Genomic DNA, 16,528 nt, shown 5'->3' with positions numbered 1-16,528 from the left:
TTTGAACCTATGGCTAAAATTATCGGCATCATCGTCGTATTCGCGAGCGTGCTCGGCGGATATGTGCTTTCCCATGGCAAGATCGCGGCACTGATCCAGCCGTTCGAAGTGCTGATCATCGGCGGTGCGGCCTTCGGCGCCTTCATGCAGGCCAACCCCGGTTACATGACCATGCATGTAATCAAGAAGTCGATGAAGATGTTCGGCTCGCGCTTCTCCCATGCTTTCTATCTGGAAGTACTGGGCCTGGTCTACGAAATCCTCAACAAGAGCCGCCGCGAAGGCATGATGGCGATCGAGAGTGATATCGAAGACGCCGCAGCCAGCCCGATTTTCGCCAAGTACCCAGCAGTGCTGGGTGACGAGCGCATGACCGCGTTCATCTGTGACTACCTGCGCATCATGTCCACCGGCAACATGGCGCCCCACGAACTCGAGGGGCTGTTCGACATGGAACTGCTGAGCATGAAGGAAGAGCTCGAGCACCCTTCACATGCGGTCACAGGGGTCGCCGACGGCATGCCTGGTTTCGGTATCGTTGCAGCCGTATTGGGTATCGTGGTGACCATGGCTTCGCTTGGCGATGGCGACCAGAAGGCGATCGGCATGCACGTCGGTGCGGCACTGGTCGGTACCTTCTTCGGTATTCTGGCTGCCTATGGCTTCTTCGGCCCGCTGGCCAAGTGCCTGGAGCACGATGCCAAGGAAGAGCTCAACCTCTACGAGTCGATCAAGGCCTCGCTGGTGGCTTCTGCCTCCGGCATGCCGCCTTCGCTGGCCGTGGAGTTCGGGCGCAAGGTGCTCTACCCCAAGCACCGCCCGACTTTTGCCGAGCTGGAACAAGCGGTTCGTGGTCGCTGAGTCATGGAGAACAATCAGCCGATAATCATCAAGCGCGTCAAGCGCTTCGGTGGCGGGCACCATGGTGGGGCCTGGAAGATCGCCTTTGCCGACTTCGCCACGGCGATGATGGCGTTCTTCCTGGTGTTGTGGCTGCTGTCCACGGCTACACCTGAACAGAAGATTGCCATCGCCGGTTACTTCAAAGACCCGATCGGCTTCTCCGATAGTGGCACGCCTTATGTGATCGACCTGGGCGGTTCGCCGCAACTGGCGCCGGAAAAGACCATCAACCCGGAAGTGAAATCCGAGCCTACGCCTGATACCAGTATTCAGCTGGACAAGGATCAGGTCGAAACCATGGCCGAGCAGGTCGAGCGCGAGCGTCTGGAGTTGCTGTTGCAGGAGCTGCAGAACAAGGTCGAGGAAAACCCTCAACTGCAGAAGTTCAAGGATCAGATCCTGTTCGAAATCACTCAGGACGGCCTGCGTATCCAGATCATGGATGCCGAGAACCGGCCGATGTTCGACATCGGCAGCGCGCGCCTGCAGCCGTACTTCGAGGACATCCTGCTGGCCATGGCCGATACCATCAAAGCGGTGCCGAACAAGATCAGCATCAGTGGCCACACCGATGCCAAGCCGTATTCGGGCACTGGCGATTTCGGTAACTGGGAGCTGTCGGCCAACCGCGCGAACGCAGCGCGGCGAGCGCTGGTTGCAGGGGGCTATCCGGATGGCCAGGTGGCGCGAGTGGTGGGCTATGCCTCGTCGTCGTTGTTCGACCGCAAGAACCCGTTCAACCCGGTCAACCGTCGCATCGACATCATCGTGCTGACCAAAAAAGCCCAGCGCAACATCGAAGGCGAGCAGGGTACACCTGAAGCTTCCAGCCAACCGGCTTCGCCAGCCCCAGTTGACGCACCGTCAGCCCCAGCCGGGGCGCAGGAAGCCCCGGCCCCGATGCAGCCGCGTGAACTCAGGCAAAAGCTGAACATCTTCGAAGATGGCACTTTGAAGATGGATGAGCAGAAGGATCAGTAGCGAGCGTTGGGGCTGCTTGGCAGCCCCTTCGGATCAGTAGCTGTCTTCGGGCAGGCTAGCGATGATCGAGCGGTAGCTGTTCATTCGCTGCGGCTTGATGCGGCCGTCTTCAAGGGCCTTTAGCAGTGCGCAGCCCGGCTCGCGATCATGCTTGCAATCGCGGAAGCGGCAAGTTCCGAACAGGTCGCGAAACTCGATGAACCCCTCTTCGACATCGTCGCGGCTGACGTGGCCAAGGCCGAATTCGCGAATGCCCGGCGAGTCGATCAGGTCGCCCCCGTTGGGGAAGTGATAAAGACGCGCGGTGGTCGTGGTGTGTTGACCTTGGCCGGACCATTCGGACAGGTCGCCCACCCGGGTGCCAGCGTCAGGCAGCAGGCTGTTGACCAATGACGACTTGCCCACGCCCGACTGGCCGACGAACACGCTGATGTGCCCGTCCAGCATCTGCTGCAGGCGCTGCATGCCGTCGCCCTGATGGGCGGAAACCTCCAGCAGCGGGTAGCCCAGGTCGCGATAGACCTCGAGTAACGCGTGCAGGCCGGGGCCATTGTCGGCGTCGATCAGGTCGGCCTTGTTCAGCAGTAGCAGCGGGCGGATGCCGGCATGCTCAGCGGCCACCAGATAGCGGTCGATCAGGTTCGGATGTGGCTCCGGCGCCGGGGCGAAGACGATGACGATCAGGTCGACGTTGGCTGCGACCGGCTTGAGCTGGCCGTGGTTGTTCGGCCGGCACAGCTCAGTGCTGCGTGGCATCTGCGCGACGATCACGCCGATGCCTTGGTTGCCAGCGCGCCAGACGACCCGGTCGCCGGTGACCAGTGCTGGCAAGTTGGCCCGCAGGTGGCAGCGGAATACCTGGCCGGCGACCTCGCCATCCTGGGCCTCGACCTCCACCTGCACACCGAAGTGCGCGATTACCAGGCCCAGCTGTTCCGGCCCCAGATCGCCACCCTCCAGCTCCTGCAGCACGTGCTGTTCGCGTTTGGCGGCGCGAGCTGCGCGTTCGTTCTGGATTTTTTCGATACGCCAGTTCTGGCGCCGATTGAGCTGGCGTTTGGCCATGGACCTTCCAAGGAGGGGCAAATTGAAAACGGCAGGCAGTTTAGCACGCCAGGCCGATGACCATTCTGGTTACCTTTGCGCCAGGCATGCGCAGGTCGACCTCGCTAGGCTACTATGACGGGCTATACGAGGAGCCTTTTCATGCATAACCCACAGAACCTGATCTGGATCGATCTGGAAATGACCGGTCTGGACCCGGACCACGACGTCATCATCGAGATGGCCACCATCGTCACCGACAGTGAGCTGAACACGTTGGCCGAAGGGCCGGTGATAGCCATCCACCACAGTGACGAAGTGCTGGCGCGCATGGACGAGTGGAATACCCGCACCCATGGTGCCTCGGGCCTCACCCAGCGCGTGCGCGAAAGCAAGGTCAGCATGGCAGAAGCCCAAGCACAGACCATCGCGTTCCTCGAACAATGGGTGCCCAAAGGCAAGTCGCCAATCTGTGGCAACAGCATCTGCCAGGATCGCCGCTTCCTTTACCGCCATATGCGCGAACTGGAAAACTACTTCCACTACCGCAACCTCGATGTCTCCACGCTCAAGGAGCTTGCTGCGCGCTGGGCGCCGGAGGTTCGTGACAGCTTCAAGAAGGGCGGCACTCACCTGGCCCTGGATGATATCCGCGAGTCCATCGCTGAGCTGCGCCACTACCGCGAGCATTTCATCAAGGTGTGAACCCAAAGGGCGCGGATAATGTGCCTGCGCCCTCTTTTGGTGCCCGAAGCAACTGGTTAGACTGCGCGCCTTTCTCGCACGGACCCGCACCATGTTGCTGATGCTCTACCTGATAGCCATTACCGCCGAAGCGATGACCGGTGCGCTGTCTGCCGGCCGGCGCGGCATGGACTGGTTTGGCGTGGTGCTGATCGCCTGCGTGACCGCCCTGGGGGGTGGCTCGGTGCGCGATGTGCTGCTTGGGCACTACCCTCTGACCTGGGTAAAACATCCTGAGTACTTGGTGCTGACCAGCCTGGCAGCGCTCTTGACGATTTTCATCGCGCCTATGATGCGCCGCTTGCGCTCGCTATTTTTGGTACTCGATGCGTTGGGCCTGGTGGCGTTCACGCTTATCGGCTGCATGACTGCGCTGGAAATGGGGCAGGGCATGTTGGTGGCATCGATCAGTGGCGTGATCACTGGTGTATTCGGCGGGATTCTGCGGGATATCTTCTGCAACGACATCCCACTGGTGTTCCGTCGCGAACTCTATGCCAGCGTATCGTTCGCTGCGGCGTGGTTCTACCTAGGCTGCGTTTACTTCAAAGTGCCGGCGGAGCAGGCGATGCTGCTGACTTTGTTCGGTGGCTTTCTGGTGCGCTTGCTGGCCATTCGCTTCCATTGGGAAATGCCCAAGTTTCACTATAACGATCAGCAATAGCTTGTGGTGGGTGCTGGCGATCACTGGCAACGCCTAAACCCTCAATCGCGATGGCCTACCGCCAAAGGTTGGCACCCCACTATGGGTTTGGCTATCTGAGGCCATGCCGGGCCAATGCCCACTCGACATGCTCGCGCACCAGCTCCGACTCATCTTCGCGCCTGGCCTTCAACGCCTCGATCACCGGGATGGTCGAGGGCGCATTGCCCAGCCCCACCGCCAGGTTGCGCAAGAAGCGCTCATACCCCGCCCGGCGTAGTGGCCCGCCTTCGGTCTTGCGCAAGAACGTGCGTTCGTCCCACAGAAACATTTCAGCCAGCTCGGCGTTTTCCAGCCCATGGCGCGGTTGGAAATCCTGTTCCTTGCTGTAGTTGGCGAAGCGGTTCCACGGGCAGACGACCTGGCAGTCGTCGCAGCCGAATACGCGGTTGCCCATCATGGCGCGCAATTCGACCGGGATTGGCCCACGTAGCTCGATGGTCAGATAGGAAATGCAGCGCCGTGCATCCAACACATAGGGCCCCACGAACGCCTTGGTTGGGCAGATGTCCAGGCAGGCCTGGCAGCGCCCGCAGTGTTCGCTGGTGTGCGCTTGATCCACCGGCAACGGCAGGTCGACGAACAGCTCGGCCAGAAAGAAGTAGCTGCCGGCCTTGCGATTGAGCAGCAGGGTATTCTTGCCTATCCAACCTAGCCCCGCCTGTTCGGCCAAGGCTTTTTCCAGCACCGGGGCGCTGTCGACGAAGGCGCGGTAGCCGAATGGGCCGATGGCCTCCTGAATGCGATCGGCCAGAAACTGCACGCGCTTGCGAACCAGTTTGTGATAATCACGGCCCAGTGCATAACGCGATATATAGGCCTTTTCAGGCTGGGCCAGGCGCTGGGCCATTTGCGTGTCGCCGGGAAGGTAATCCATCCGCAGCGAAACCACGCGTACGGTGCCGGGAATCAGTTGGTCGGGGTGGGCGCGCTTGCTGCCATGGGCGCCCAGGTACTCCATCTCGCCCTGATAGCCGGCGTCGAGCCAGCGTTGCAGATGCTGTTCGTGCTCCCCAAGGTCGACGCCGGCAATGCCTACGTGGGCAAAGCCGAGTTCTTGGCCCCAGATCTTGATGGATTGGGCCAGTTGGGCAAGGTCAGGTGTCAAGGCGGACATGGTGGGCAGGCAATACAGGCTCAGGTGCGTATAATTCTGCCAGACATTGGAGCCTTTGACCCTATGGCGCAGACCAAACACCCAAGCAATGCCCCTGAACTGCTGAGCAGCCTGACGGTCGCACACCTGCCGGCACGTGATTCCCAAGCCCACAAGGGTGACTTTGGCCATGTGCTGGTTGTGGGTGGAGACCTTGGCACTGCTGGCGCCGTTTTGCTCAGTGCCGAGGCGGCGCTGCGTTGCGGCGCGGGGCTTGTCAGTTTAGCGACTCGCCCGGAGCATGTGGTTGCGAGCTTGGCGCGCCTGCCGGAGAGCATGTGCCTGGGAGTTGAATCGGCCAACCAGTTGGTCGGTGTACTAGAGCGTGCGACGGTAGTGGTGGTGGGTCCGGGGCTTGGGCAAGCGGCCTGGGGGCGCAGCTTGCTGTCGGCGGTGGCCAAGGCCGAGCGGCCGCAGGTTTGGGACGCCGATGCTCTGAACCTGCTGGCCAGCACCCCCTTGGCGCTGCCCAGTGGTAGCATCCTCACCCCGCACCCCGGCGAGGCGGCGCGATTGCTGGGCATTTCCACCGAGGCGGTGCAAGCCGATCGTCCCGGCGCGGCACGCAAATTGGCCCGCCGCTATGCCAGTATCTGCGTGCTCAAGGGCGCCGGTACCTTGGTGGCTGACCCCGCCGGCCGGTTGCTGGTGTGTGAGCGGGGCCATCCGGCGATGGCCGGTGCCGGCTTGGGCGATGTGCTGACCGGCGTGCTGGCAGCTTTGCTGGCCCAGGGGTTGGACGCCTGGAGCGCTGCAGGCCTTGGCGTATGGCTGCATGCCTGCGCCGGCGAGCGATTGGGCGTCAAAGGCAGAGGCCTGGCAGCCAGCGATCTGGCGCCGGTCATTCGAGAGTTGTTGGAGGAGCATTCTGCGTGTCTGGCTTAACCCTGTTTCTGGCCGATGAAGCGGCCACGGTCGATTTCGGCGCAAAGCTTGCCGAAGTGACCGGCGGTCATGGCGTGATTTTTCTGGAAGGTGACCTGGGTGCTGGCAAGACCACGCTTTCGCGTGGCTTGATCCGCGGTCTGGGCCATACTGGTGCAGTGAAAAGTCCTACGTTCACAGTGGTGGAACCCTACGAAATCGGTGAAGTTCGCGCCTACCATTTCGATCTGTATCGCCTGGTCGATCCGGAAGAGCTGGAGTTTATGGGGATTCGCGATTATTTCGAAGGCGACCCACTGTGCCTGTTCGAGTGGCCACAAAAGGGTGCGGGCGTTTTGCCAAAGCCTGACCTGACCATTACCATAAGCCCCCAAGCGGGCGGCCGCTCGCTTGTCCTTAGGCCGCAGGGGGCTCGCGGCGAGGCCTGGTGCACTGCACTGGCCGAACACTATAAACAGTAAGTGGGGTAGGTATGCGCATACGCGCACTGGTCGCTGTGGTTGGATTGCTGCTGGCAGCGGTGACCGTTGACGCTCTGGCCGTCACACAAGTCAAGAGCGTGCGCCTGTGGCGCGCGCCGGACAACACGCGGCTGGTCTTCGATCTTTCTGGCCCCGTGCAGCATAGTGTCTTCACCCTCAGCGCGCCCGATCGCCTGGTGATCGACATCAATGGCGCGACCTTGGGCGCACCGTTGAAGGTATCGACAGCCAACACGCCAATCAGCAGTGTGCGTTCCGCCCAGCGCACGCCAACCGATCTGCGCGTGGTGGTCGACTTGAAAAAGTCGGTCACGCCCAAGAGCTTCACACTGGCGCCCAATGCCCAGTATGGCAACCGCCTGGTAGTCGACCTGTACGATCAGGAAGCCGACGCCATCGCGGCGACTGCACCGACGCCACCGCCTACTCCAACGCCAACCCCGGCGACCACGCCAGCCGTTCCGGTGAGCCCGGCCCAACCGGCGATCAAGCTGCCACCGGTGCCCAGTGGCAAGCGCGACATCGTCGTCGCCATCGACGCCGGCCATGGTGGTGAAGACCCAGGCGCCTCCGGCTCGCGCGGCCAACACGAGAAAGACATCGTGCTGCAGATCGCCAAGGAGTTGCAGCGCCAGATCAACACCGAAAAGGGCTACCGTGCCGAGTTGACACGTACCGGTGACTACTTCATCCCGTTGCGCAAGCGCACCGAGATCGCCCGCAAGAAGGGCGCCGACCTGTTCATTTCCATCCACGCCGACGCCGCGCCATCGCGTGCCGCATTCGGCGCTTCAGTGTTCGCTCTGTCCGATCGGGGTGCCACGTCCGAGACGGCGCGCTGGCTGGCCGACACTGAAAACCGCTCTGACTTGATCGGCGGCGCCGGCAACGTCAGCCTTGATGACAAGGACCGCATGCTCGCAGGCGTGCTGCTCGACCTGTCGATGACTGCCACGCTCAGCTCAAGCCTGAACGTGGGGCAGAAGGTGCTCGGCAACATGGGCCGGGTGACATCGCTGCACAAGCAGCGGGTGGAGCAGGCGGGCTTCATGGTGTTGAAATCGCCCGACATTCCATCGATTCTGGTGGAAACCGGGTTCATTTCGAACAACAGCGAAGCGGCCAAACTGGCCACCGCCAGCCATCAACAAGCCCTGGCCCGCTCGATCCATACGGGTGTACGCCAGTACTTCCAGCAGAACCCGCCGCCGGGTACCTACGTGGCGTGGCTGCGAGACAGTGGCAAGATCGCCCAAGGGCCGCGTGAGCATACCGTGCGTCCGGGCGAAACCCTGGCGATGCTCGCTGTGCGCTATCAAGTCAGCGTGACCAGCCTGCGCAGCACCAACAACCTCAAGAGCGATGAGCTCAAGGTTGGCCAGCAACTCGACATTCCTGCTACCACGCTGGCCGCACAATGAGTGGCGGCTCGCGCATACAGCTGCTAAGCCCGCGGCTGGCCAACCAGATTGCCGCAGGTGAGGTGGTCGAGCGGCCAGCGTCGGTGGCCAAGGAGCTTTTGGAAAACAGCCTGGACTCCGGGGCTCGTCGCATCGATGTTGAGGTCGAGCAGGGCGGGGTGAAGTTGCTGCGTGTGCGCGACGATGGCAGCGGTATTTCCGCAGATGACTTGCCCCTGGCCTTGGCCCGTCACGCCACCAGCAAGATTCGCGAACTCGAAGATCTTGAAGGCGTTTTGAGTCTGGGTTTCCGAGGCGAGGCGCTGGCCTCGATCAGTTCGGTGGCGCGGCTGACCCTGACGTCGCGCACCGCCAGTGCAGGTGAAGCCTGGCAGGTCGAGACCGAAGGCCGTGACATGACACCCCGTGTGCAGCCCGCTGCGCACCCAGTCGGCACCTCGGTCGAGGTGCGCGACCTGTTCTTCAATACCCCGGCCCGGCGCAAGTTTCTCAAGGCCGAAAAGACCGAATTCGATCACCTGCAGGAAGTCATCCGGCGCCTGGCTCTGGCCCGCTTCGATGTAGGCTTTCATCTGCGCCATAACGGCAAGAGTATTCTCAGCCTGCATGAGGCCCATGATGAAACCGCCCGTGCGCGAAGGGTTGGTGCCATATGTGGCCCGGGGTTCATGGAGCAGGCGCTGCCGATCGATGTCGAGCGCAATGGCTTGCGCCTGTGGGGCTGGGTTGGCCTGCCGACGTTCTCGCGCAGCCAGGCGGACCTTCAGTATTTCTTCGTCAATGGCCGCGCGGTGCGGGACAAACTGGTCGCCCACGCCGTGCGGCAGGCCTACCGGGATGTACTGTTCAACGGTCGGCACCCGACTTTCGTGCTGTTCCTGGAACTAGAGCCCAACGGCGTCGACGTCAATGTGCACCCGACCAAGCACGAAGTGCGCTTTCGCGAAGGCCGTTCGGTGCATGACTTTCTCTACGGCACACTGCACCGGGCCCTGGCTGACGTACGTCCAGAAGACCAGCTGGCCGCCCCAGCCGCTGTTCCCGACCAGGCCCGAGCGACCGGGCAGCAAGCCGGCGAGTTCGGCCCCCAGGGTGAAATGCGCTTGGCCTCGCCTGTGCTCGAGCAGCCGCAGGCGCCGCAGCATGGCATTTCCAATGGCGGCAGTGGCGCAGGTTATCAGTACCAGTACACCCCGCGCCCCTCGCAGCCATTGCCTGCCGCCGAAGCCCAGGCGGTCTATCGGGAGTTCTTCAAGCCACTCAACGATGCTGCGCCAGCATCCACGGGGTTGCCAGAAAGCCAGGGCGACATCCCGCCCCTTGGCTACGCCCTGGCACAGCTCAAGGGTATCTACATCCTGGCCGAAAACGCCGTAGGGCTAGTGCTGGTGGATATGCATGCGGCCCATGAGCGAATCATGTACGAACGCTTGAAGGTGGCGATGGCCAGCGAAGGGCTCAGTGGCCAGCCACTGCTCGTGCCGGAAACCCTGGCGTTGAGCCAGCGCGAGGCTGATTGCGCCGAGGAACACGGCCAGTGGTTTCAGCGCTTGGGCTTCGAGCTGCAGCGGCTGGGGCCAGAAACCCTGGCGATCCGCCAGATCCCAGCACTGCTCAAGCAGGCCGAGGCCAATCGCCTGGTGCAAGACGTGCTCGCCGACCTGATGGAGTACGGCACCAGCGACCGAATCCAGGCGCATCTCAACGAGTTGCTCGGTACTATGGCGTGCCACGGCGCGGTGCGTGCCAACCGGCGCCTGGCAATCCCCGAGATGAATGCCCTGCTGCGCGACATGGAAAACACCGAGCGCAGCGGTCAGTGCAACCATGGTCGTCCGACCTGGACCCAGATGGGCCTGGACGATCTGGACAAACTTTTCCTGCGCGGTCGATGACATGAGCGGCAAGCCACCTGCAATCTTTCTCATGGGCCCGACGGCTGCCGGCAAGACCGACCTTGCCATCGAGCTGACCAAAGTGCTGCCTTGCGAGCTGATCAGCGTCGACTCGGCGCTGGTGTACCGCGGCCTGGACATCGGTTCGGCCAAGCCTTCCAAAGAAACCTTGGCGGCCTATCCGCATCGTTTGATCGATATCCGCGACCCGGCCGAAAGCTATTCGGCCGCTCAGTTTCGCACTGACGCCTTGGAGGCGATGGCCGACATCAGCGCGCGCGGCAAAATCCCGCTGCTGGTGGGCGGCACCATGCTCTATTACAAGGCGTTGATCGAAGGCCTGGCGGACATGCCGGCGGCCGATGCTGCTGTGCGCGCGGCCCTTGAGGCCGAGGCCCAGGCGCTGGGCTTGGTTGAGCTGCACCGGCAACTGGCACTGGTGGACCCGGAGTCGGCAGCGCGTATCCACCCCAACGACCCGCAGCGGCTTATCAGAGCGCTGGAAGTTTATCGGGTCAGCGGCCAGAGCATGACCGCTCACCGCCAGCGTCAATTCGCTGAAAGTAGCGCCGCAGACGCAGGCGCTGGCGGGCATTTGCCCTATACTGTCGCGAGTTTGGCGATCGCCCCGGCTGACCGTCACATTCTGCACAAACGAATTGCGTTACGATTTTCGCAAATGTTGGAACAGGGCTTCGTCGACGAGGTCCGATCGCTGCGGGCCAGAAGTGACTTGCACGCCGGGCTGCCGTCTATACGGGCTGTAGGGTATCGACAGGTCTGGGATTACCTGGACGGCAAGCTGACTGAGAATGAGATGCGCGAACGCGGTATCATCGCTACTCGACAGCTGGCCAAGCGGCAGTTCACCTGGCTGCGTGGCTGGCCTGACGTGCACTGGCTCGACAGCCTGGCCTGCGACAATCTGTCCCGCACCTTGAAATACCTTGGGGCCGTCTCCATATTGAGCTGAGTCCCTGCTGATAGCCGTCTATTCTTGCGAAGGGGCGGCCTGAACTTATCGATTTTTGTGATTTTCCAATATTTATCCTTACAGGAGTGCGGCATATGTCAAAAGGGCATTCGCTACAAGACCCTTACTTGAATCAACTGAGAAAAGAAAAGGTCCCGGTTTCGATCTACCTGGTCAACGGGATCAAGCTGCAGGGCTCGATCGAATCTTTTGACCAGTTCGTGGTACTGCTGAAGAACACTGTCAGCCAGATGGTCTACAAGCACGCCATTTCGACCGTCGTCCCTGCTCGTCCGGTTCGCCTGCCAAGCCCGTCCGATTCCGAACACGGCGACAGCGAGCCAGGCAACGCCTGATAGGAGCCTGCATTGTTCTTTGAGCGCCACGGTGGTGGTGAGCGGGCGTTGCTCGTTCACTTGGAAGGTCAGAACCCTGAGGCGCGCGAAGACCCGCAGGAGTTTCAGGAACTGGCATTATCGGCCGGAGCCGACATCGTCTCCTTGGCCACGGTAGCCAGGCATCAGCCTACGGCCAAATACCTGATTGGCAGCGGCAAGGTCGAGGAATTGCGCGACCTGGTCAAAGCCGAACAGGTAGACCTGGTGATTTTCAATCACACCCTCACGCCCAGTCAGGAACGTAACCTCGAACGCGTCTTCGAGTGTCGCGTGCTTGACCGCACCGGGCTGATTCTCGACATCTTCGCCCAGCGGGCGCGTACCCATGAAGGCAAGCTGCAGGTCGAACTGGCACAGCTTGATCACATGAGCACGCGGCTTGTACGCGGCTGGACTCACCTGGAGCGGCAAAAGGGTGGTATTGGCCTGCGCGGGCCGGGTGAAACCCAGCTGGAAACCGACCGCCGTCTGCTGCGGGTGCGTATCCGCCAGATCAAGAGGCGCCTAGAGAAGGTGCGCAGCCAGCGTGAGCAGGCCCGTCGCGGCCGCAAGCGTGCGGACATTCCTTCGGTATCGCTGGTTGGCTACACCAACGCCGGCAAGTCCACCTTGTTCAATGCGCTGACCGAATCAGCGGTATACGCGGCCGACCAGTTGTTCGCCACCCTGGACCCGACCCTGCGCCGGCTGCAATTGGCCGACCTGGGCCCGATCGTGCTGGCCGACACCGTGGGCTTCATTCGCCACCTGCCGCACAAGCTGGTTGAGGCATTTCGGGCTACGCTCGAAGAGTCGAGCAACTCCGATCTGCTGGTGCACGTGATCGACGCCCATGAGCCTGAGCGCATGGAGCAGATCGAGCAGGTGCTGGCCGTGTTGGGAGAGATCGGTGCCGAAGGCTTGCCGATACTCGAGGTCTATAACAAACTCGACCTGCTTGAAGATGTCGAGCCGCAGATTCAACGCGATGCCGATGGCAAGCCGCAGCGGGTCTGGGTATCTGCACGAGATGGACGTGGCCTGGAGCTTGTCGGCCAGGCGATTGCCGAGTTGCTGGGGGATGATCTGTTTGTCGGTACCCTGTGTCTTGAGCAGCGTTTTGCCCGCTTGCGCGCGCAATTCTTTGCCTTGGGTGCCGTGCAAAGTGAAGAGCATGACGAAGAAGGGCGCAGTCTGCTGAGTGTTCGTCTGCCCAGGGTCGAATTGAATCGCCTGGTCAGTCGGGAAGGCATGGAGCCGCAAGTGTTTGTCGAGCAACACACTTTGCAATAAATGCCCGGTGAGGTCGTCGGGCAGCAGTGGCAGGCATTCTGTAGCATTGGACGGCGCGCCGTGGGCGCGTCTTTGCTTTATCAGATGGAGAGCGCTATGGCTTGGAACGAGCCGGGTGGCAACTCGAACAATCAGGATCCCTGGGGCGGCCGTCGCGGTGGCGGCGGTGGTGGCGACAAGAAGGGTCCACCGGATCTGGACGAGGCCTTCCGCAAGCTGCAGGACAGCCTCAACGGTATGTTCGGCAGTGGCAAGAAACGTGGCGGCGGTGACCGCAATGTCGGCAAGGGTGGTGGCTTCGGCCTGCTGGGCATCGGCCTGGCGGTGCTTGCTGCAATCTGGCTGTACAGCGCCGTGTACGTGGTCGACGAGCAGGAGCAGGCCGTGGTGCTGCGCTTCGGCAAGTACTATGAGACGGTCGGTCCCGGCCTGAACATCTACTTCCCGCCAATCGATCGCAAATACATGGAAAACGTCACGCGCGAGCGTGCCTACACCAAGCAGGGGCAGATGCTCACCGAAGACGAGAACATCGTCGAGGTGCCGCTGACCGTCCAGTACAAGATCAGCAACCTGAAGGATTTCGTGCTCAACGTCGACCAGCCTGAGGTCAGCCTGCAGCATGCGACCGACAGTGCCCTGCGCCATGTGGTGGGTTCCACCTCGATGGACCAGGTGCTGACCGAGGGTCGTGAGCAGATGGCCGTGGATATCCGCGAACGCCTGCAGCGCTTCCTCGACAACTACCGCACCGGTATCACCGTCACCCAGGTCAACGTACAGAGCGCGGCAGCCCCGCGTGAAGTGCAGGAAGCCTTCGATGACGTGATCCGCGCCCGCGAAGACGAGCAGCGTGCCCGCAACCAGGCCGAGTCCTACGCCAACGGCGTGGTGCCCGAAGCCCGCGGTCAGGCGCAGCGCATCATCGAGGACGCCAACGGCTACCGCGATGAGGTCATCGCCCGTGCCAAGGGTGAGGCCGACCGCTTCACCAAACTGGTCGGCGAGTACCGCAAGGCCCCTGACGTGACCCGTCAGCGCTTGTACCTGGAGACCATGCAAGAGGTCTACAGCAATTCGAGCAAGGTCCTGGTCACGGCCAAGGATGGGCAGAACAACCTGCTCTATCTGCCGCTGGACAAAATGGTCGAAGGTAGCCGCAAAGCCGCCACCCCGGGCAGCAGCGTCAGCCCGTCGGCCAACGATGCGGCCGCGCGTACGGCGCAAGACCTGCAACAGCAACAGCAGCCGCTGCGCACTAGGGAGAGCCGCTGATGAGCAACCGATCGCTGATCGCCCTGATTGCCGTAGTGGTACTGGCTATCGTGGCCTGGAACAGCTTCTACATCGTGTCCCAGACCGAGCGGGCAGTGCTGCTGCGCTTCGGTAAGGTGGTACAGGCCGATGTCCAGCCTGGCCTGCACGTGAAGATCCCGTACGTGAACCAGGTGCGTAAGTTCGATGCACGCCTGATGACCCTCGACGCACCGACCCAGCGGTTCCTGACCCTGGAGAAGAAAGCGGTGATGGTCGACGCCTACGCCAAGTGGCGCGTCAAGGATGCCGAGCGCTTCTATACCGCTACTTCCGGCATGAAACAGATTGCCGACGAGCGTCTGTCGCGTCGCCTGGAAAGCGGCCTGCGTGACCAGTTCGGTAAGCGTACCCTGCACGAGGTGGTTTCGGGTGAGCGCGATGCGCTGATGGCTGACATCACTGCATCGCTGAACCGCATGGCCAATAAGGAGCTGGGTATCGAGGTCGTCGACGTACGCGTCAAGGCCATCGACCTGCCCAAAGAAGTCAACCGCAGCGTGTTCGACCGCATGAGCACCGAGCGTGAGCGTGAAGCCCGCGAACACCGTGCCAAGGGTAACGAGTTGGCCGAAGGTATTCGCGCCGATGCCGACCGCCAGCGCCGTGTGTTGCTGGCCGAAGCCTATCGCGAAGCGGAAGAGACCCGCGGTGACGGCGACGCCCAGGCGGCCGCCATTTATGCCAAGGCCTACACCCAGGACGCTGATTTCTACGCGTTCTACCGTAGCCTGCAGGCCTACCGTGAAAGCTTCTCCAGCAAGAGCGACGTGCTGGTTCTGGACGCGAAGAACGAGTTCTTCCGCTTCCTGGACAAGAGCAAGCCTTGATGCTCAGGCCCTGATCTTCATCCAGCGGCACCCCGCCTGGCAGCTAAAACACCAGGCGGGGTGCATCCTGAATGAAAAGGGGTGTATGATGCGGCAGCCGGGAAATTTCCCGGCTTTTTTGCGTCTGCAAGGTTGATTGGCCTAGCGCCAGTTGACGGTTTGGTCAGCTCGCAAGGCAATTCGAGGGTATCGGGTACGGTGGCTGCGCTGGGATCAGTGCTGCCCGCTGCTGTGCGCGATACCAGCTTTACTGACGGCTAGCCAGCTGGCGAGCCGCCCGGACCAGAGGGGAAATGGCGTAATGGCAACGGTAGACCGCTGGCTGCTGCCAGATGGCATCGAGGAAGTACTGCCACCTGAGGCTGCGCGTATCGAGATCGCGCGCCGCCAGGTGTTGGACCTGTTCCAGAGTTGGGGCTACGAGCTGGTCGTCACCCCGCATATCGAGTACCTGGAGTCGCTGCTGACCGGCGCCGGCCAGGACCTGGATCAGCGCACCTTCAAGGTGGTCGACCCGCAGTCGGGCCGCCTGATGGGCTTCCGCGCCGACTTCACCCCGCAGGTTGCGCGCATCGACGCCCACACCCTGCGACGTGAAGGCCCGAGCCGGCTGTGCTACGCAGGCAGCGTGCTGCACGCCCAGCCCCGCGCCCTGTCCACCTCGCGCAGCCCAATCCAGCTGGGTGCCGAGTTGTACGGCGACGCCAGCCCTACCAGCGACGTCGAAGTCATCAGCCTGATGCTCGCCACGCTGCAACTGGCCGATGTGGCCGATGTGCACATGGACCTGGGTCACGTCGGTATCTACCGCGGCCTGGCGCGTGCGGCTGGCCTGTCGGGTGCAGTCGAGCAGCAACTGTTCGACGCCCTGCAGCGCAAGTCGGTCGATGAAGTGCAGGCGCTGACTGCCGACCTGCCCAAGGATCTGGGCAGCATGCTGCGCGCTCTGGTCGAGCTGTGCGGTGGTCGTGAAGTGCTGGCCGAAGCCCGTGTGCGCTTGGGCCGTGCCCCAGCCAGCGTGCTGGCTGCGTTGGACGACCTGCTGGCGATCGCTGACCGCCTGGCCGCGCGCTACCCGCAGCTGCCGCTGTACTTCGACCTTGGCGAGCTGCGCGGATACAACTACCACACCGGTGTGGTGTTCGCTGTATTCGTGCCGGGCGAGGGTCAATCGATCGCTCAGGGTGGGCGCTACGATGACATCGGGGCCGACTTTGGCCGGGCGCGTCCGGCTACCGGTTTCTCCACGGATTTGAAGACCCTGGTCACACTGGGGCGAGCGGAGGTCGTATTGCCAACTGGCGGCATCTGGATGCCGGACAGTGGCGACGCGGCCCTCTGGCAGCAGGTCTGCCAGTTGCGCAGCGAGGGCCAGCGTGTGGTCCAGGCTCTGCCTGGCCAGCCGTTGAGTGCTGCTCTCGAGGCGGATTGTGATCGGCAATTGATTCAGCAAGACGGGCGCTGGCAGGTTCTGCCGCTGACCCAGTGAGTTTCTGCGTCGGCAGTAGGCCGGCAACCAAGTTTGCG

General features: G+C 62.2%; 16 protein-coding genes. 14 read left to right on the top strand and 2 right to left on the bottom strand.

Features of this window, described 5'->3' with window-relative positions; all coding sequences use genetic code 11:
- Positions 1-9 precede the first annotated feature (9 nt).
- Both motA and motB read left to right on the top strand, forming a co-directional pair.
- The gene (motA, locus tag HU725_RS20540) at positions 10-861 is read left to right on the top strand and encodes a flagellar motor stator protein MotA (protein WP_060477964.1); all 852 of its coding nucleotides are present in this window, start codon (positions 10-12) and stop codon (positions 859-861) included.
- Positions 862-864: 3 nt separating this feature from the next.
- Positions 865-1,884, top strand: coding sequence for a flagellar motor protein MotB (gene motB / locus HU725_RS20535; RefSeq protein WP_186476375.1), 1,020 nt, complete (start codon positions 865-867; stop codon positions 1,882-1,884).
- A gap of 33 nt (positions 1,885-1,917) precedes the next feature.
- Here motB and rsgA read toward each other — a convergent pair whose 3' ends face one another.
- Positions 1,918-2,949: a small ribosomal subunit biogenesis GTPase RsgA gene (gene rsgA / locus HU725_RS20530; protein WP_186476376.1), complete on the bottom strand. Its 1,032-nt coding sequence runs from the start codon at positions 2,947-2,949 to the stop codon at positions 1,918-1,920.
- 141 nt (positions 2,950-3,090) lie between these two features.
- Between rsgA and orn the strand changes: the two genes are divergently transcribed.
- Both orn and HU725_RS20520 read left to right on the top strand, forming a co-directional pair.
- On the top strand, positions 3,091-3,633 hold the full coding sequence (gene orn / locus HU725_RS20525; RefSeq protein WP_060477961.1) for an oligoribonuclease: 543 nt from the start codon (positions 3,091-3,093) through the stop codon (positions 3,631-3,633).
- 91 nt (positions 3,634-3,724) lie between these two features.
- Positions 3,725-4,336, top strand: coding sequence for a trimeric intracellular cation channel family protein (locus HU725_RS20520; RefSeq protein WP_021783871.1), 612 nt, complete (start codon positions 3,725-3,727; stop codon positions 4,334-4,336).
- Positions 4,337-4,427: 91 nt separating this feature from the next.
- On the opposite strand, the gene queG is transcribed toward HU725_RS20520, so the two are convergent.
- Positions 4,428-5,492 carry a tRNA epoxyqueuosine(34) reductase QueG gene (gene queG, locus HU725_RS20515; protein WP_060477960.1) on the bottom strand — a complete coding sequence of 355 codons (1,065 nt, stop codon included), beginning with the start codon at positions 5,490-5,492 and terminating at the stop codon, positions 4,428-4,430.
- Positions 5,493-5,555: 63 nt separating this feature from the next.
- Between queG and HU725_RS20510 the strand changes: the two genes are divergently transcribed.
- From HU725_RS20510 to HU725_RS20465, 10 genes are all read left to right on the top strand, one after another.
- The gene (locus tag HU725_RS20510; protein ID WP_186476377.1) at positions 5,556-6,416 is read left to right on the top strand and encodes an NAD(P)H-hydrate dehydratase; all 861 of its coding nucleotides are present in this window, start codon (positions 5,556-5,558) and stop codon (positions 6,414-6,416) included.
- 2 nt (positions 6,417-6,418) lie between these two features.
- Positions 6,419-6,877: a tRNA (adenosine(37)-N6)-threonylcarbamoyltransferase complex ATPase subunit type 1 TsaE gene (gene tsaE, locus HU725_RS20505; protein WP_189657910.1), complete on the top strand. Its 459-nt coding sequence runs from the start codon at positions 6,419-6,421 to the stop codon at positions 6,875-6,877.
- Positions 6,878-6,888: 11 nt separating this feature from the next.
- A complete protein-coding gene (locus tag HU725_RS20500; RefSeq protein ID WP_060477957.1) occupies positions 6,889-8,319 on the top strand; it encodes an N-acetylmuramoyl-L-alanine amidase in 1,431 nt (476 codons plus the stop codon).
- Positions 8,316-10,214: a DNA mismatch repair endonuclease MutL gene (gene mutL / locus HU725_RS20495; RefSeq protein WP_186476379.1), complete on the top strand. Its 1,899-nt coding sequence runs from the start codon at positions 8,316-8,318 to the stop codon at positions 10,212-10,214. The genes HU725_RS20500 and mutL overlap by 4 nt, the downstream gene beginning before the upstream one ends.
- 1 nt (position 10,215) lies before the next feature.
- On the top strand, positions 10,216-11,187 hold the full coding sequence (gene miaA / locus HU725_RS20490; RefSeq protein WP_060477955.1) for a tRNA (adenosine(37)-N6)-dimethylallyltransferase MiaA: 972 nt from the start codon (positions 10,216-10,218) through the stop codon (positions 11,185-11,187).
- 95 nt (positions 11,188-11,282) lie between these two features.
- Entirely contained in the window at positions 11,283-11,543 is a 261-nt protein-coding gene (gene hfq / locus HU725_RS20485) for an RNA chaperone Hfq (RefSeq protein WP_027920748.1), read from the top strand.
- A gap of 12 nt (positions 11,544-11,555) precedes the next feature.
- Positions 11,556-12,857, top strand: coding sequence for a ribosome rescue GTPase HflX (gene hflX, locus HU725_RS20480; protein ID WP_186476380.1), 1,302 nt, complete (start codon positions 11,556-11,558; stop codon positions 12,855-12,857).
- Positions 12,858-12,953: 96 nt separating this feature from the next.
- On the top strand, positions 12,954-14,132 hold the full coding sequence (gene hflK, locus HU725_RS20475) for an FtsH protease activity modulator HflK (RefSeq protein WP_060477953.1): 1,179 nt from the start codon (positions 12,954-12,956) through the stop codon (positions 14,130-14,132).
- On the top strand, positions 14,132-15,001 hold the full coding sequence (gene hflC, locus HU725_RS20470) for a protease modulator HflC (RefSeq protein WP_186476381.1): 870 nt from the start codon (positions 14,132-14,134) through the stop codon (positions 14,999-15,001). Before hflK ends, hflC begins: the two co-directional genes overlap by 1 nt.
- Before the next feature lie 301 nt (positions 15,002-15,302).
- On the top strand, positions 15,303-16,490 hold the full coding sequence (locus HU725_RS20465) for an ATP phosphoribosyltransferase regulatory subunit (protein ID WP_060477951.1): 1,188 nt from the start codon (positions 15,303-15,305) through the stop codon (positions 16,488-16,490).
- Positions 16,491-16,528 lie beyond the last annotated feature (38 nt).

Source organism: Pseudomonas promysalinigenes (assembly GCF_014269025.2).
GTDB classification, from domain to species: Bacteria; Pseudomonadota; Gammaproteobacteria; order Pseudomonadales; family Pseudomonadaceae; genus Aquipseudomonas; species Aquipseudomonas promysalinigenes.
The sequence above is the reverse complement of the archived record's forward strand: the minus strand, read 5'-3'. Positions and strand labels throughout refer to the sequence as shown.